Annotated in this window: 13 protein-coding genes; 1 reads left to right on the plus strand and 12 read right to left on the minus strand. The window is 31.0% G+C overall.

All coding sequences use genetic code 11. The features are described 5' to 3' along the window. Positions 1-2: 2 nt before the first annotated feature. The 11 genes from ACY3JJ_RS03630 to ACY3JJ_RS03680 all read right to left on the minus strand — a co-directional run bounded on the left by ACY3JJ_RS03630 (position 3) and on the right by ACY3JJ_RS03680 (position 14,543). Positions 3-1,187 (minus strand): hypothetical protein, encoded by a 1,185-nt coding sequence (locus ACY3JJ_RS03630; RefSeq protein ID WP_463092431.1) that lies wholly within the window; start codon positions 1,185-1,187, stop codon positions 3-5. A 53-nt stretch (positions 1,188-1,240) separates the two neighbouring features. Then, positions 1,241-3,193 (minus strand): ABC transporter ATP-binding protein, encoded by a 1,953-nt coding sequence (locus ACY3JJ_RS03635; protein ID WP_463092432.1) that lies wholly within the window; start codon positions 3,191-3,193, stop codon positions 1,241-1,243. Further along, entirely contained in the window at positions 3,177-4,949 is a 1,773-nt protein-coding gene (locus tag ACY3JJ_RS03640) for an ABC transporter ATP-binding protein (protein ID WP_463092433.1), read from the minus strand. The genes ACY3JJ_RS03635 and ACY3JJ_RS03640 overlap by 17 nt, the downstream gene beginning before the upstream one ends. Before the next feature lie 97 nt (positions 4,950-5,046). Beyond that, positions 5,047-8,175, minus strand: coding sequence for a glucodextranase DOMON-like domain-containing protein (locus ACY3JJ_RS03645; protein ID WP_463092434.1), 3,129 nt, complete (start codon positions 8,173-8,175; stop codon positions 5,047-5,049). 18 nt (positions 8,176-8,193) lie between these two features. After that, complete coding sequence (locus ACY3JJ_RS03650; RefSeq protein WP_463092435.1) at positions 8,194-8,997, minus strand: glucodextranase DOMON-like domain-containing protein; 804 nt, start codon at positions 8,995-8,997, stop codon at positions 8,194-8,196. A gap of 56 nt (positions 8,998-9,053) precedes the next feature. Next, complete coding sequence (locus tag ACY3JJ_RS03655; protein WP_463092436.1) at positions 9,054-10,484, minus strand: hypothetical protein; 1,431 nt, start codon at positions 10,482-10,484, stop codon at positions 9,054-9,056. A 221-nt stretch (positions 10,485-10,705) separates the two neighbouring features. Further along, positions 10,706-11,137, minus strand: coding sequence for an ImmA/IrrE family metallo-endopeptidase (locus ACY3JJ_RS03660; protein WP_463092437.1), 432 nt, complete (start codon positions 11,135-11,137; stop codon positions 10,706-10,708). Next, positions 11,118-11,435, minus strand: a complete 318-nt coding sequence (locus ACY3JJ_RS03665) for a helix-turn-helix domain-containing protein (protein WP_148807800.1) — start codon at positions 11,433-11,435, stop codon at positions 11,118-11,120. Before ACY3JJ_RS03665 ends, ACY3JJ_RS03660 begins: the two co-directional genes overlap by 20 nt. Before the next feature lie 83 nt (positions 11,436-11,518). After that, positions 11,519-12,532 carry a M42 family metallopeptidase gene (locus tag ACY3JJ_RS03670; RefSeq protein ID WP_463092438.1) on the minus strand — a complete coding sequence of 338 codons (1,014 nt, stop codon included), beginning with the start codon at positions 12,530-12,532 and terminating at the stop codon, positions 11,519-11,521. After that, positions 12,532-13,533: a M42 family metallopeptidase gene (locus ACY3JJ_RS03675; protein ID WP_463092439.1), complete on the minus strand. Its 1,002-nt coding sequence runs from the start codon at positions 13,531-13,533 to the stop codon at positions 12,532-12,534. Before ACY3JJ_RS03675 ends, ACY3JJ_RS03670 begins: the two co-directional genes overlap by 1 nt. Before the next feature lie 2 nt (positions 13,534-13,535). Beyond that, positions 13,536-14,543: a M28 family peptidase gene (locus tag ACY3JJ_RS03680; RefSeq protein WP_463092440.1), complete on the minus strand. Its 1,008-nt coding sequence runs from the start codon at positions 14,541-14,543 to the stop codon at positions 13,536-13,538. Positions 14,544-14,640: 97 nt separating this feature from the next. Between ACY3JJ_RS03680 and nth the strand changes: the two genes are divergently transcribed. Beyond that, on the plus strand, positions 14,641-15,276 hold the full coding sequence (gene nth, locus ACY3JJ_RS03685) for an endonuclease III (RefSeq protein WP_463092441.1): 636 nt from the start codon (positions 14,641-14,643) through the stop codon (positions 15,274-15,276). A 26-nt stretch (positions 15,277-15,302) separates the two neighbouring features. On the opposite strand, the gene ACY3JJ_RS03690 is transcribed toward nth, so the two are convergent. Then, positions 15,303-16,436, minus strand: a complete 1,134-nt coding sequence (locus ACY3JJ_RS03690) for an aldo/keto reductase (protein WP_463092442.1) — start codon at positions 16,434-16,436, stop codon at positions 15,303-15,305. Positions 16,437-16,485: the final 49 nt, after the last annotated feature.

Consider the following 16,485-nt stretch of genomic DNA (forward strand, 5'->3'; position numbering starts at 1 on the left):
AGTTATTGTTGTATTTTATAAATATTAATGTTATAGCCATCCTTTCCAGATAATAAAAGGATGAAGAATTTTTCTTCTTTAGAAAATTTCATATGCTCTAAGAAGTATTCGTTGTTAAGTCTTATTTTTTTCTGAGTACCTGATTTTCTATGAACTAATTGAATTTCTTTTATTAAAGAGAAGGGATTATTGGTAGTAGTATACGCTAAAAACTCTTCATTTGGTGATATACATAGATTATTCCCTAAATAAGTGTTTATTACTTCTTTTGTTTTTATATCTATAAGGGTAGAAACCTTTGTTCCTTCAATAATAAGAAGTTCATTTTTTTCAGTAAACCTTACACTTCCACCCATAGGATAAGAAAATATTTCTGAAAGATTTTTAAAGTCTATAACTTTAGTTATTTTTTCAAAGGAAATTGCTAATAAATCATCACTTTTTGAAACATCGTAACTTATTATTTTCTCATCTTTAAACAAAGGTATCGTTTTAATATTTTTAAGATCAATTAGGATAAGTCCATAGATATCGTCATTTTTATCGTCCATAGGGTTGTAGGAGTTTGCTAACATTAAGAAAGTATCCTTAGGAGAGAAATTCAGAGATTCTTCTAAATCATCTTGAGTTGAAAAGAGGATTAATTCTTTTAGGGATGGATAGCTTAATATACGATATTCATAATGATTCTCAGTAGGTATAAATCCAAGAAAGTAAGTTTCAACGAGTTTTTTCTCTAGTATATATTTTCCGGTATTTGAAAAGGAAATATTTTGTATATTTTGCGAAATAGAAAACCAAAAATTGTTATTTATTTTTATGTTACTTTCCAGATTATACGGAAGCTCTGTATATGTATTTTTTTCAATGTTATAAATTAGAGCGTAGGGTTCATTGTTAATGACAGCTATCGTTTTAGGAGCTATTATTTTAAATTCTTTGATAATTGTGTTAAAGTCTTTTACATTTTTTGATCTCACTCTTATTTTGTTCTCATTAAGGTTTTTAAGATCTAAAATTGCTAATTGGTCCTTTATGTTATAGATTAAAAAATTCTCATAGATTAGAAAATAATTTACACTATTTTCTCCAAGAGGTATTTCTTTTAGTAAATAAGGATCAATAAATTGAGAAAAACTAGTAGATATACTAAGAAAAATTATACTTAAACTGATTACTTTTTTCATATATTATAAAGACTCCTTTAAAACGATTTAAAAATTTTTCTATTTATTTAAAACTATATGTTAGCATAATTTAAACTTTGGAGTTTGTAAAGATGGTAATAAAGTCCCTTTTTCTTTATGAGTTCATTATGACTTCCTTTTTCTACAATCTTACCTTTATGCATTACATAAATAGTATCCACATTTTTTATGGTAGATAATCTATGGGCAATAATTATACTGGTTCTCCCTTTTATAAGATTTTCTATCGCATCTTGGATTAATTTTTCTGTTTCTGTATCTATGTTAGCTGTAGCTTCATCTAAAATTAATATTTTAGGATCAAATACTAATGCTCTTGCAAAGGCTATTAATTGCCTTTGTCCAGAAGATAATGTAGCTCCTCTTTCTTGAACAGGAGTATAATATCTTTGCGGAAGTTCCCTTATAAACTTATCTGCATTAACCAGTTTTGCTGCTTCTATGACTTTTTCTTCCGGAATATCCTCTTTATTTAATCTTATATTCTGTAAAATATTAGTAGCAAAAAGGTGTACATCCTGAAGGACTATACCAATGTGTTTTCTTAATTCTTTTGGATCTATATCTTTTATATTAATATCATCTATAAGAATTTCTCCTTTTTGAATATCATAAAACCTTGTAAGTAGATTTATGATTGAAGTTTTTCCTGCTCCTGTGTGTCCTACAAAAGCTACTTTTTCTCCAGGTTCTATAGTAAAGGATAAGTCTTTTAGAACCCATTCACTATCATAAGCAAACCAAACATTTTTAAATTCTATTTTTCCTTTTATATCTTTTAGAACTGTAATCTTAGGTGTTTCTGTTACATGTTCAGGTTCATCAAGAAGTAAAAAAATTCTCTCCGCAGAAGCCATAGCATCTTGCATTATATCATATTTTTCTGCTAAATCTTGGATAGGTTGGAAAAAGCTTCCCAGATAAGATATAAATAAAAATAAAGTTCCAAAACTTATTTGATTTCCCATTATTTGTAGGCCCCCAAAGAATATAAGAAAGGCAGAGACAAAACTTCCCAAAGCACTAGCTATAGGTCTAAATATGGCATTTACGAAAACGTTTCTTAGAGTTGCTTGTAAAAGTAAGTTATTAATTTCTCTGAATTCTTTTTCATTCTCTTTTTCTCTTGCAAAAAGTTGCGTTACTCTAATACCGCTTATATGTTCTGCTAAATAGGCGTTTAATCTTGCAAGTCTAATTCTAAAAGCTCTATAGGCTTCTCTCGCATATTTTTTAAATAGAAAACTTATATAACCTACTATAGGAAGGGATATTAGACATATAATAGCTAATTTCCAATTTAAGCTTAACATTACAATAGAAAGCCCAGTAAGCAAGAATATATCTACTACAAGACTTGTTATTACAGAGTTGTACATTTGTTGAAGGGTTTCAGTATCATTAGTTACTCTTGTTACTAATCTTCCTACTGGATTTCTGTCAAAAATTCTCATGGGAAGTTTTAATATGTGCTGGAATAGTTCTTTCCTTAGGTCATATATTATTTTTTGAGATGTTAAGTTCAAGATATAGACTTGTATATATGTTAGAAAGAAAATCATGAATATAATAAGAAGATACAATAGAGCTGCTTTTTGTAAATTTGAGATGTTTTTCCACCTTAATGATATTCTATCTTTAATATTAATTTTTTGTATGTCTTCAAGAGAAATATAGTATTTTCCATTTAAAGATTTGATAAGAGAAGGATATTTTTTAAGTAGTGTTTTGGCTAAATTATCTTCAATATAATATACTCTTATCTCTCTATTTTCTACCTTTATAACTTCAAAGGGGTTTATGTTTTTATCTATGGCAGTTTTTATAATATATGGATTTATAAGCTTTAAAATGGTTATGATTATAATAAGAAATAGAGCAAAGAGTAGATAAGAAAAGTAAGGTTTAGCATATTTTAATAATCTTTTCATTATTCTTGAATCATATGCTTTTCCTAATATTTCTTCTTCATAAAACTGATTCATCTATTTCCCTCTCCAACTTAGATTCTAATTGTTGTTGTTCATAAAGCTTAGCATAATATCCACCAAGTCTCATTAATTTATTGTGATCTCCTCTTTCCGTAATCCTTCCATCTTTTAACACTATTATTTCATCTGCCTCTTGAATAACTGATAGCCTTTGGGCTATTACTATAAGACTTTTATCTTTCCTTATTTCCAAAAGATTACTTAAAATCTGTTTTTCTGTATTAGCATCTACAGCAGATAAAGCATCATCTAAGATTAAAATAGGGGGATTAATGGCTAAAGCTCTTGCAATTGCGACTCTTTGTTTTTGGCCTCCAGATAATGTAACACCTCTTTCGCCTACTACTGTATATATACCGTCTGGAAAATCTTTTAGATCTTCTTCTAATGCAACGGTTTTTATTAGTTCTTTAACCTCGTTATCTGATAGATTAGGATTGCCAAATCTTATATTATTAGCAATAGTATCTGAGAATAAGAAGCTATCTTGGGGTACAAATCCAACGTTTTTTCTGAGAAAATATAAAGAAAGATTTTTGATAGGAATATTATCTATTAGAATCTCTCCTTTTTGTATATCAAAAAGTCTTGATATGAGACTTACTAAGGTGGTTTTCCCTGAACCTACTGGACCTGTGATACCAAGGAATTTTCCAGGTTTTATTTCTATGTTTATATCCTCAAGTTGCCAGTTTTTATTTGACGGATATTTAAAGAATACATTCTTAAATATAATTTCTCCATTTAACCTTTCTTTTTTTATTGCATTTTTAGGTTCTCTTATTTCAGGTATTTCATCAAGTACTTCATTTATTCTTTCTAAGGATGCTTTTCCTCTTTGAAAATTGTTTATTACCCATCCTAAGGCATTCATAGGCCATATCAAAAGGCCTAAATATGAATTGAAGGCTATAAAGTCACCAAGAGTGATATTTCCTTTTATAACTTCCAACCCTCCAAAGAGGAATACAAGAAGCATAGATAGATTAGCTAATAGTTCTATAGTAGGAAACATAAATCCCCATGCTTTAACAAGATTTATATTTTTATTTAATAAATCTCTTGCTTTTACTAAAAAATTCTCTAATTCTTTTTCTTCCTGTACGTAAGCTCTTACAACCCTTATACCTGCTATAGTTTCTTCAGTTTTATCCGTTAGATTAGCAAAGCTTTCTTGTACCAATTTAAATCTTTTGTGAGTTATTTTTCCAAATATGGATATAGTTGATGTAATTATTGGTAAAGGAATAGCTGTGTATAATGTTAGTTTGGGACTTATGCTTATAAGGAAAAAAATAGAAAGTATACCTAGAAAGATTGTATCAAGGAGCATAACAATACCAAAAGCAAACATTTCTCTTACAGCTCCAAGGTCATTAGTAGCAAGAGCCATAAGTTCCCCAGTTTTATGATAGTTAAAGTAATTTAATGATAAAATTTGAAGATGGGTAAAATATTTTTCTCTTATTTGGGCTTCTATATGACGAGAAGTAGCAATAATTTGCATTCTCCAAAGATATCTAAAAAAGGCTGTAAGTATTGCAAAAGTAATTAAAGCTAAAAATATTAAAAATAGATTTCTGAGAGATAAAGATCCCTTATTAAGATAATCTATACCCCATCCTAAAAGTTTAGGAGAGAGTAGCTGGAAAATATCCGTAAGAAGCAGGAAGAGTGCTCCTGAGATATACTTCCATTTATGTTTTAATAATATTTTTTTAATATGCCTAAAAAGAGGCTTACCTACCATAACAAAAAATAATTTTATATCTAATTGATTTTTTTGTGAAGATGTAAAAATAGGATAGATTAACAAGAAGGAGGGGCCTTATTCCCCTCCTTCTTGATTATTGATGCATTAAAACCCTAAGAGGGATCAAGGGTAAATCTACATATACGTTTTCTTCTTCATCACTACTTTTCCATTTAGACAATATGTCTTCTTGTTTTATTCCAGGAGGAACAATCATATCTATAATATTTGGATCTCCGTAGAAGTCGTCACCACCACCAAATCTCCATTGTTTTGCTGTTTCTTCAACCTCTCTTACTCTCCAATTTCCTGGTCTTGGATATCCCTCCTGGCCGCACATTATTATAAGTATTTTCCAATTTGGATCTAAAGTACCAAAGTATTTTTCTGGTATTGAAATTATTATAGTTCTTTCGGTTGGATCTGCTGTAACTTGTACTACTCCTTTAATTTCCTTTAATTCTACCTTCCCTTTTTCGTTTAAGACAGGAATTATCAATTCCTGTATCCAGCCTTCAGCCCATATTGCTTTATTCCATCCTTCAGGTATATTAGCTTGCCTTCCAGGTAATGCTTTATAATAGTATGGTCCTTCTTTTCCATCGTTAATATAAATGTCAATTGTTTGTACAGAAATCCCTGTAGGTGAACCCCATGGATTTTCAAGATCTCCTCTAATTTTTATCCTGAATACTATATCTTCTTTACTTTTTCCCATTTCAACATGAATTATGTCAAAGACTCCAGATTTAAATACTGGAGCAGTAGGATAAACTATGCTTCCCCAACCGTAGTCATCTCCCTGTGGGTCATCAATGGAGAAATAAACTATGTCTAATTTTGCTTCTGGTACTGTTACATAAATGGGTATATAGTAAGGGACTATATCTTCAGGTTTGTCTGAGCCAAAGATCACATTGATTGCAATTTGATCTCTGCCTTGTAATTTCATAGATTTGAACGGTATTCCTATTTCCACATATTTCTCAGATATTCCTCCTTTTATTTTTGATATTTCTTTCCATTGATTATTGCCTAAGGCTTGATTTAGAGGTACTTCTATTTCTCCAAGATCTTTTATTTGTGATAAATCTATTAATATTTCATAACCTATAACATATCCTAAGCTTTTATCTGAATTTCTTGGATAAACATTTATTTCTTTTAGGTATGGGTTAGAAAAGTAAATAGCTAAATAATAAGGTTTTCTAAGCAGGTTTTTTAGAGTTTCTTTACTTTCAATCAAGAAATAGAGTGCATCGTTATCTAAGCCTAAGTATAACCTTTCTAAGAATTTACCTGGTTTTGCGAATGTACCTGTTCCAATTTTTACATTGTATATAGCGGAATCTTTCCATTCATCTTGAGGATATATTTTTCCATCAATTTTGGGGGTAAATTTTCTTTGTAGACTTTGAATAGGTTTTTCTTCTCCTATCTTTATTATAGGTAAATGTAAGTCTGGTGGGATTTCTTTTTTAATTAGTTTGTATATGTTTATCAAATGTTTTCTAAATAACTCATCGAAAGCAATATCATTAGTGGAATCCTGATCATCTCCATACCACCAGAACCAATCACTTCCTTCTGCTGCATATAATTCAAACCATGCTTTTTCTAAATCTGATTTTAAATTATCTGGATTAAGTACTGGTGATATTTTCTTTTTTTGTTTGACTGTCTCATATATTAAGTTTGTTCTTGTTTTGTCTAATAGTTCCCATGCTTTGTTTTCTTCATTTTCTCCTATCCAAGTTAGAAAAGTACCATCAATCCAAGATCCGGCATGTAATCTGTTGATTTTAGCTTTAGGTGGGAATTTGTCTAAAAAATCTGATATTCTTACAGTCTCAATATAAGGGTTATCAGATAATAATTTATATAGTGAATTTAAAAACTCTTTTCCGTCATTTTCGTAATATTCCCAACAATTTTCTCCATCCAAGATTACTGTTACCAAGTATGGGTCTTTTGTGTCTTTTGTCCTTTCATAAATATTCTCTAAATAATTTACAAAGTCTTTTGCTGCATTAGCTCCTTTCATTCCGCTATAGACAAATCCAATTTTGTCTGATAAATTTTTATCTCTGAATACCATATATAGTTTTTTACCTTGTTCTTCTACAATATATGGTTTATAAAGAACATCTGGATTTGTAACATTACCTTTAGAATCTCTTGTAATAGGAACACCTAAGGATTTTGCTAAAACATATTCATCACTTGCCATCCATTGAAAGCCATTATTGACTACAGAAAAAATTATCTCTTGACTTACAGAGCCTTCAGAGGGCCATAAACCTTTTGGGCTGTCTTTAAAATATTTCTTATAGTAATTTACTGCCATTTTTAATTGAGCATCTACATCTTCTGGATAGCTGATATTCAAGTCTGGTATCTTTATATCTTGTACTGCTTCTTTGGCAGATTTAATGTTATATAGTAGAGGCATTATAGGATGAAAGAAAGGTGTAGTAGCAACTTCTATCTGTTTGTTTTTTTGCAATTCTGAATATAATCTCATGATCTCTGACATTATTTGGTACTGCTTATTAATTACTATTTTTTTGTCTTCTTCTGAAAAGTCTTTTCCTTTTTGTATTAATCGGGATAAATCTTTATCATAGGTTTGAAAGTCAGGATCAAACCATGCCAAATTAAACCAAACTTGAAGATCTCTAAAATCTTGAACTGTAAAGTTCTGGATTGCTTTTGAAATGACATTATCATCTATCGACTGTCCTCTTTTATTTAGGAGTTCCCAATATCTTGGGAATTTTTTTATTATTCTATCCCAGTTTACATCAAAAAATCTTTTCAAAATAAAGTCTTTATCTTCTGGGGTTAGTTTATCAGCTGGTTTCTCTGTTAGAATTAAGTATTTGTCTTTTAATCCTTTATTGGCATAGAGATCTAATTGATATATGAGGGAGGAGACCATATTAAAATTAGCTTTAATCTGAGGATAGTTTTTTAGTATATATGCCATATCATAGTAATCTTTTATTGCATGCATTCTGACCCATGGCATTATATTTAAATTCTCAATTGGATCATAATATAAAGGTTGATGATTGTGCCATATTATAGCTAAATATAAAGGTTTTTCTACTTTTTTTACATTAGAGATATATGGGTTTACTGGTATTTGTGTTATATTTTCCGAGAATCCTATACTGATAAAAAGTATCAAACACAAAAAGATTAAGTAAAGTTTTCTCATATACAATCTCCCTCCTAATTATTTCACGTATATGAAGGGAATTTGTGCATATACATTCTTCTCGTATTTAGCATCACTTTTGTATTTGCTTAATACTTCATATTGATTTATTCCTTCATAATCTAATAAATCAATAATATTGGGATCTCCATAGAAATCATCGCCACCACCAAATCTCCATTGTTGTGGAGAAGATAGTACTTCTCTAATTCTGCATGATACAGGATCTTGTGTTGGAAAACCTTCTTGTCCAAGGATAAAAACTTGGAAGCCCCAGCCTTTCTCAAAATCTCCTCCTAAACTCTTTTTAGGTACAGGAATTATAATGGTATTTCCTTCCACACTTACACCCTTTGCAGGGAATATGCAGTATTTATACATTTCAGGTACTGCGGACTTTACAGAAGCCTTTAGTTCGGTAGGCCAACCTTCTACCAATATAGCCATATCCCAAGCACTATTTAGAGTGGTTTGAGCCCTTACTCCTGGTATAAAATCTCTAAAACCTGAATTTTCTTTTCCATCTTTATCAATATAAATATGTATAGTTTGAATGGAAAGGCCAAGAGGGCTTCCCCATGGGTTTTCTATGGGAACTCTAAAAGAAATTTTAAAGTATACATTTTCATTGTCAGCATCAATTACTACTTTTGTTAAATCAAAGCTTCCAGGTTTAAAGACAGCATCTGTTGGGTATACGTATGTTCCAGGTCCTTTATCATCATTTACAGGGTCATTAAAAACTAATGGATATTTTACAGATTCAGCAAAAAGAGTAGAGGAAAGAAGAATTAAGAATACTAAAATAAGATATCTTTTCATTTTTATACCTCCTTTATAGGTGGGGAGTTTAACTCCCCACCTTTTTGTTTTCTCTTTTAGAAATCAAAGGAAATTTTAGCTCCAATTTGTTTTACAAAATCACTGGTTGCTCCTTCTTCTGATGGAGCGTTTCCAAAATATAATGTGGCATTGTTAAAACTTAAGCTTACATAATATGTAGTATGGGTTTCTGTATCTCCTATCTTTTTATATTGATAAATACCTGTTAAGGTTACATCTTTAGATAATTTATAACTTGGTTTAATATATATCCAGGTAGTATTGGAATTAAGATCAGATGATAGTGCACCATAGAAAGTAAGGTCTGTAAGAGGAGTAAAGGTTGTGTTTCCATATATTGATAATTTACTATTTAAAGGATAGTAAACTTTTCCATAAACAGTAAGTATAGAAGAAGGAGTGACTGTTACTTCACCTGTTATGCTGGTGGAATTTGTATTGTTAACAGTGCTATTTACAAGAGTACCTTTTAAGGAAATTTGTTTTGTAGGATTATAAGTAACAATACCCGTTAATTTTGTTGTTTTTTCTGTTATATCCTCTCTACTTGTTAGCTCAACTATAGGTTCAATGGAAAGATTAGAAAGGGGTGTAAAAAATGCTCCAAGTTTTAGATAGGTACCTGCTGATTTGCTTGTTCCTGGAATTAATTGGGTTTGATCTGTTTTGAACCAATCAAATTGATTAATATATCCAAAATCCACCTTTTTAGCTGTTCCATATACTCTTATCATAGAATTAATTTGAGAAGAAAAGTCAGCAAAGAAGACAAAACCACCTTCTGAATCAGTAGGGTTAGGTCCCCATACACATTTTCCATATATTCCTTCAGCTTTAAGATCTATAGGTCCGATTTTTCCAGTAACATCAACACCAAACAGACTCTTTCCTTTATTAGCTTCTCCCCAATTTGTTCCCATTGCTGTGAAACCAATAAGAAGGGGAGCAAAGCTTCTTTTTAATCTTAAATAAGAAATTTGATCAGAAGAATTGATACCAGCTAAGATATTTGTATTAAAAAGTTTTCCTATTAATTCAAATCCATTCCCCCATATCCAGGAAGATCCAGGTAGATCTCCAGGTTTATTTAAAAGTAGGGGATCATCAAAGGGAGTTGCGTCTTCCTTATAATAAACTCTAAGATTTAGCAAAGAACTTTTTGCAGTTAAATGGGCTTTTTGTGCTTCAATTATTCCTGGATCAAATAAATTACTGAAATTTGGATACATTTTGAGTTCAAAATAGCTTTCGAGAAAACTTGATGGTTCTGCTTTTACTTTAAAGTATGTATTCCAATAATCAAGGTTTACAGGACCTAAAGTATTAGAATAATTTCCATTTGAGTCTTTAAGAAATTCGCTATGGACTCCTATTTCGCTATATCCATAAAAGGTGACTTCTTGGGCATAAGAAAACGAATATATTAATAACACAACAAGTAATCCAAATAATAAAAAACTTTTCATAGTTCTATTCCCCTTCTTGTTTTAATATTTAAAATCATTGAGGGAAAAGTTTGGAATATTATTTATTGTAATTTTTTAATCACCTCCTTATAACACGTGTTAATTATCTTTAAAAAATAAACTTTACACGTGTTAATAACGAAAATAGTATATTAAAATAATGTTAAATTTGTCAAGATATCTTTAAAGAAGTTTTAAATCATTGGAAAATAAAGATTATATTAAATTGTTATAACTTTTAATCTTAATTCTACTGCTTTTTTGGACACAAAAAATATCTTGGCTATTTCCTCTAACGGAAGATATAAATAATTCTCTAACATAAATATGGGCATTAAAAGAGATGCAGCAAATAAATCTGCTTCTTGTTCTTTTCTTATATACTCTTTATCAAATTTATTATAAATGGAGGATGATTGATCATGTAGGAAATAATGTCCTAACTCATGAGCTAAGGAAAATCTTTGTCTTACTATTGGATCTAATGAATTTATTACTATTTCTTTATTATAAATTATTCCAGATATTTTATGGGTTGGAACTTTGGTGAATGTTATATTAAAACCTAAACCATAAGCAATTACGTCAGGTTTTACAGGTGGTTTCTTTATAAAGAAATAACTTAAAATCTCTTTAGTCAGATCCTCGTACATTTTTCCTACTCTCTAATGACTTTATTAACTGAATTATCATTTTTCTTTCTTCTTCATCCAATGAGGTGTTAGCTCTGAGAAAAGTTTCTAAGGTTTCTTCAGTTTCACCTGAAAATAGATAAGATGTAGGCACATTAAAAGCTTTTGCTATTTTTTCTAAAGCTTTTAATGATGGATTTTTTAAGCCTCGTTCTACTAAGGATATATAAGATAGAGAGAGACCTGTTTTTTGAGCCAAGTCTTCTAATTTGAGATTTTTCTTTTTTCTTAATTCTCTAATCCTCTTCCCCACATTCATGATAATATTTTAAGCATAATTTTTAATTTTGTTAATAGTAATAAAAAGGGGAGGAAATATACCCCTAATTCCTCCCCATTATTTTATAATTTTATAGAATCCTCTGATTCTACAAAGATTTTAAATAATCTTACAGCATTTTCCGCATCTCTTATATCTATCATTTCATGAGGAGAGTGGACATATCTTGTTGGAATAGATAGTGTTCCTGCTATAATTCCTGCTCTTGTTCTTTGAAGGACAGCGGCATTTGTACCCCCTCTTAGGAGTATTTCAATTTGGTAAGGTATTTGATTTTTTTCTGCTAAACACCTTAATTTTTCTACAAGTCTTCTATCACTTATGGATGCGCTATCTTTTATCTTTATAGCAGGGCCTTTGCCAAGTTCTAAAGATATTCTTTTTAATCCTTTTGGGGTATCAGAATGAGCTGTTACATCTACAGCTATGGCTACATCTGGTTGTATATCAAAAGCTACGACACTTGCACCTACAAGGCCGACTTCTTCTTGTACTGAAAAACTTCCATACAAATCATAAATGGGGGTTGATCTCCTAAGTACTTCAATAATAATAGCACAACCAACGCGATCATCCATAGCTTTTGAAACTACACGATCTCCAAGGTCTCTAAAAGATGAAGAATAAACCCCAAAAGTTCCAGGAGGAACCAATCTTTCAGCCTCCTCTTTACTATTTGCTCCAATATCTACAAATATTTTATCAAAATCAAGGTTTTTAATATTTTTAGCCATCTCCTCTGAAGTTTCTCCTTCTACTCCTACAAATCCTTCAATCTCAGGAAATAGAATACTGCTTCCCAAGAGGTTATAAGGAGATACACCCCCTATAGGCTCAATTCTTATAAATCCTTTGTCATCTATATAAGTAGCTAAGACCCCTATTTCATCCATATGAGCATCTAAAAGAATTTTTCCTTCTTTTTTACCCTTTTTCCATACAATAAGATTTCCTAATTTGTCTATTTTATATCCATCTATATATCCTTGTAATTCTACTAATATGGTCTGTTTTATCTTTTCTTCTCTTCCACTTGGAGAAGGGGTGGTAGTAAGTTTTTTAATTAGCTCTTTCATTACTTTACCTCCTTTGTAATGATAATGGATAAGAGTTTAAAAGTATTTTGATAATCTTGAAGATTTACTACACACATTGGGGAATGAATATAACGGGATGGAATGGAAATGACTAAAGAGGGAGTACCAGTGGTTATGGCAATTCTTGTTGCATCAGTACCTCCTACAGTTCTTCTTTTTATCTGATAAGGAATATTATTTTCTTGAGCTACTTTAATGGCAAAATTAAAAAGTTTTTCATCATTTACATATCCTCTATGTGCTGGTGTAATCACAGGTCCTTTGCCAAGTTCGCTTGATCTTCTTGCTTCAGGAAATTCTGGATTATCACCTGATGTAGTAGTTTCGATAACTATGGCATAATCTGGGTCTATCTGATTTGCAGCTACCCCTGATCCTCTTAATCCCGTCTCTTCTTGAATAACAAAGGTGAAATATGTATTATAAAAGGGTTCTATATTGGCCTCTATGAGATCTATAAGTATGGAACATCCTCCTCTATCATCCAATGCTTTTCCAGATATCCAATCTTTATGTAGCATAGCATTGGGGGCAAAACTAACGAAATCACCAATTTTTACTTTGTTTTCTGCCTCTTGTTTTTTGGAAACTCCAATATCAACTTTTATATTTTCAAAAGAGGAAATGCTTTCATAACCTGTCATTAGATGGACCGGTTTTGAGCCAATAATTCCAGGTACTTTTTTCTCTCCAATTACCACTTTTTTACCAAGAACCACTCTCGGATCTATGGATCCAAGGGGAATAATACTAATTTTTCCGTCTTCCTCTATATTACTTACGATAAATCCTACCTCATCCATATGAGCTGTTAACATTAGCTTTTTATTATTTTTCCCCTCTTTGAATGCTATTAAGTTTCCTAATTTATCCTCTTTTATATAATCTACTTTATTTTTTATTTTTTCCTTTATAAAATTTCTTACCTCTTGTTCAAAACCAGAAACCCCGCAAAGGTTGGAGAGTTCTTTTAAAAGCATAGTTATTCACCTCCAGTAGCTATGAAATAGCTTAGAAGTCTTGCTGTTTCTTCTATATCTTTTATATTTACTACTTCATATGGTGTATGCATGTATCTTAAGGGTATAGAGATTAGTAGAGTTGGAATACCTTCCCTTGTTATTTGGATTCTGTCTGTATCAGTATGACTGTGTTCTCCATTTGGTTCTATTTGGTAGTTTACTGATATTTTTTCAGCGATATTTTTGATTTTTTCAAAATATTTATAATCAACCATGGGTCCAATATCTAATACTGGACCTTTACCTGTTTCAATTTTGGGATAACCTGGTCTATATATATCCCCATGAGTTACATCTAATACTATAGCAAGATCAGGATTTATGTGATATGCAGAAGTAGAAGCTCCTGAAGTTCCATCTTCTTCTCTTACAGAAAAGACAAAATATACCTCATTTTCTACTACATATTGATTTAAAAGATACAGAGTATAAAGTAAAGTAGTACAACTTGCTCTATTGTCTAAGGCTTTTCCTGTTACATACTTTTCATTTAATTCAAAAGCCTCTGATGAAAAAGTAGCTAAATCTCCTATAGATACATATTCTGAATTTTCTACCACATCCATGAATAAGTCATCAAAAGTTAAAACTCTTTGTCTCATCTCTTCCGTTTGTAAATGAGGTTCTAACATTCCTACCACACCATAAGCTATACCTTTTTTTGTATGTATTCTCAGCCTTTGAGAAATTACAATCTTAGGATCTACTCCACCAAAGGTGTGAAATCTGAAATAATTACCTAATTCTTTCTTAGTAATTACAAAACCTATTTCATCGGTGTGAGCAAAAAGGGCTATTTTTTTGCCTTTTCCTTCCCTTTTTACGATAAGATTTCCCTGATTATCAACATAGTTGGTAGTATTTGGGATTTTTTCTGCTTCGGTTTTTATATACTCTATTACTTTATATTCATAACCTGAAGGACCATCCAGATTTGATAGGTTCTTTAGTATAGTTTTTATATCCACTCTTAAGCCTCCTTTCACTTTTTATAGTTCACTAATTGATTATACAAGTTTATGATAAACTTTAATAGCTATTTATTTTTGGAGGTGGTTTTATACTATGGACAAAAAAGAAAGAGTAAAGGAATTGATTAATAGACTTAAAGGAGTTTATGAGCCTAAAATAGCTCTAAAATTTTCTAATCCATGGGAACTTTTAGTTGCAACAATTCTTTCGGCCCAAACAACTGATGAGAGAGTTAATATGGTTACCGAAAATTTATTTAAAAAATATAAGTCTCCTGAAGATTATTTAAAAGTACCTCAAGAGGAGTTGGAACAAGATATAAAATCCATAAATTACTATAGAAACAAGGCTAAATTTATAAAAAGTTGTGCCCAAATTATAGTAGAGGAATATGGTGGAAAAGTTCCAGATACTATGGAGGAATTATTAAGGCTCCCTGGTGTGGCGAGAAAAACTGCTAATGTGGTTCTTTCAGCAGGTTATGGCAAAAATGAAGGAATTGTGATAGATACACATGTGGCAAGACTTTCTAAAAGATTAGATCTTAGTAAAGAGAAAAATAGAGATAAAATGGAACAAGACTTGATGAAGATTGTACCAAGAGATGAATGGGCTAATTTTTCTTATCTTTTAATACATCATGGAAGAAACATATGTAAAGCTAAAACTCCAAAATGTGAAGAATGTATCTTAAAAGATATATGTCCTTCAGCATTTAAAGAAATATAAGGGGAAGGGTTAATCCCTTCCCCTTATTATTTTTGGGCTAACGCCTCATGTACTTTCTTAAGGAGTTCTCTTATGGGTAATTGTTGAGGACATTTTGTTTCACATACACCGCATTCTTGACAATTGCTTGCTCTTTCTTCTTCTCTCATGGAATAATTATATTCCCAACGGGGAGCACCCCAATCATCATATCTGATACCTTCATTATATAGGAAAAAGTTTCTTGGAATATTTACCCCATATGGACATGGCATACAGTAACCACATTGAGTACAATCAATAGCTTTCCTCCCAAGAAATACAAGTCTTAGTTTTTCTACAAATTCTAACTCTTCTTGGGATAGAATACCAACTTCAGCCTTATCTGCAATTTCAATATTCTCTTTAACTTGCTCTAAGGTGCTCATACCAGAAAGTACAGTAGATATTTCTTTATGATTCCATAGCCATAGGAGAGCCCATTCTACAGGGCTTCTTTTAATTTTGTAGCTATTGATTAAATCCATGACGTCCTTAGGAGGTCTTGCTAATCTGCCTCCTCTTAGAGGTTCCATTATGACCACATTTATCCCTTTATTATAGGCATATAAAAGTCCTTCTCTTCCTGCTTGATAATCTACATCCATATAGTTATATTGGATTTGGCAAAAATCCCAATCGTAAGCATCAATAATTTTTTTAAATGTGCCTAAGTCATCATGGAAAGAAAAGCCAAAAAATCTTATTAGATTTTTTTCTTTCATCCTTTCTCCCCATTCAAGAACACCAAGGTTGTACACTTTTTGCCAGCTTTCTTTATTTAGTGCATGTAGCAAGTAAAAATCTATATGATCTGTGTCTAATTTTTTCAGTTGTTCATTAAGGAGTCGATCCATATCTTCTTTTTTGTTAACAAACCAAACAGGTAGTTTTGTGGCAAGATATGTTTTATCTCTATAACCGTCTTTTAAGGCTTTTCCAACTAATATCTCGCTCTGTCCACCATGATAACCATATGCGGTATCCACATAATTTACCCCATGATCTATGGCATATCTAATCATTTCTATAGCTTTTGTTTCGTCTATTTGAGAATCACTGCCTAAGGTGGGAAGCCTCATAGCGCCAAAACCTAATGAGGAAACAGTTACATCAATTTTATTCATCTTTCTGTACTTCATCTTTTACCCTCCTTTAATTAAGAATTTTTTTAGTTTTAAGGGGGAAGAA

The organism is Dictyoglomus sp. DH, from assembly GCF_055181375.1.

Coding starts and splice junctions, on each gene's coding strand:
- ACY3JJ_RS03630 (WP_463092431.1), bottom strand. CDS start 1,187: ATGAAAAAAGTAATCAGTTTAAGTATAATTTTTCTTAGTATATCTACT.
- ACY3JJ_RS03670 (WP_463092438.1), bottom strand. CDS start 12,532: ATGAAAGAGCTAATTAAAAAACTTACTACCACCCCTTCTCCAAGTGGA.
- ACY3JJ_RS03660 (WP_463092437.1), bottom strand. CDS start 11,137: ATGTACGAGGATCTGACTAAAGAGATTTTAAGTTATTTCTTTATAAAG.
- ACY3JJ_RS03655 (WP_463092436.1), bottom strand. CDS start 10,484: ATGAAAAGTTTTTTATTATTTGGATTACTTGTTGTGTTATTAATATAT.
- ACY3JJ_RS03665 (WP_148807800.1), bottom strand. CDS start 11,435: ATGAATGTGGGGAAGAGGATTAGAGAATTAAGAAAAAAGAAAAATCTC.
- ACY3JJ_RS03650 (WP_463092435.1), bottom strand. CDS start 8,997: ATGAAAAGATATCTTATTTTAGTATTCTTAATTCTTCTTTCCTCTACT.
- ACY3JJ_RS03645 (WP_463092434.1), bottom strand. CDS start 8,175: ATGAGAAAACTTTACTTAATCTTTTTGTGTTTGATACTTTTTATCAGT.
- ACY3JJ_RS03640 (WP_463092433.1), bottom strand. CDS start 4,949: ATGGTAGGTAAGCCTCTTTTTAGGCATATTAAAAAAATATTATTAAAA.
- nth (WP_463092441.1), top strand. CDS start 14,641: ATGGACAAAAAAGAAAGAGTAAAGGAATTGATTAATAGACTTAAAGGA.
- ACY3JJ_RS03675 (WP_463092439.1), bottom strand. CDS start 13,533: ATGCTTTTAAAAGAACTCTCCAACCTTTGCGGGGTTTCTGGTTTTGAA.
- ACY3JJ_RS03635 (WP_463092432.1), bottom strand. CDS start 3,193: ATGAATCAGTTTTATGAAGAAGAAATATTAGGAAAAGCATATGATTCA.
- ACY3JJ_RS03690 (WP_463092442.1), bottom strand. CDS start 16,436: ATGAAGTACAGAAAGATGAATAAAATTGATGTAACTGTTTCCTCATTA.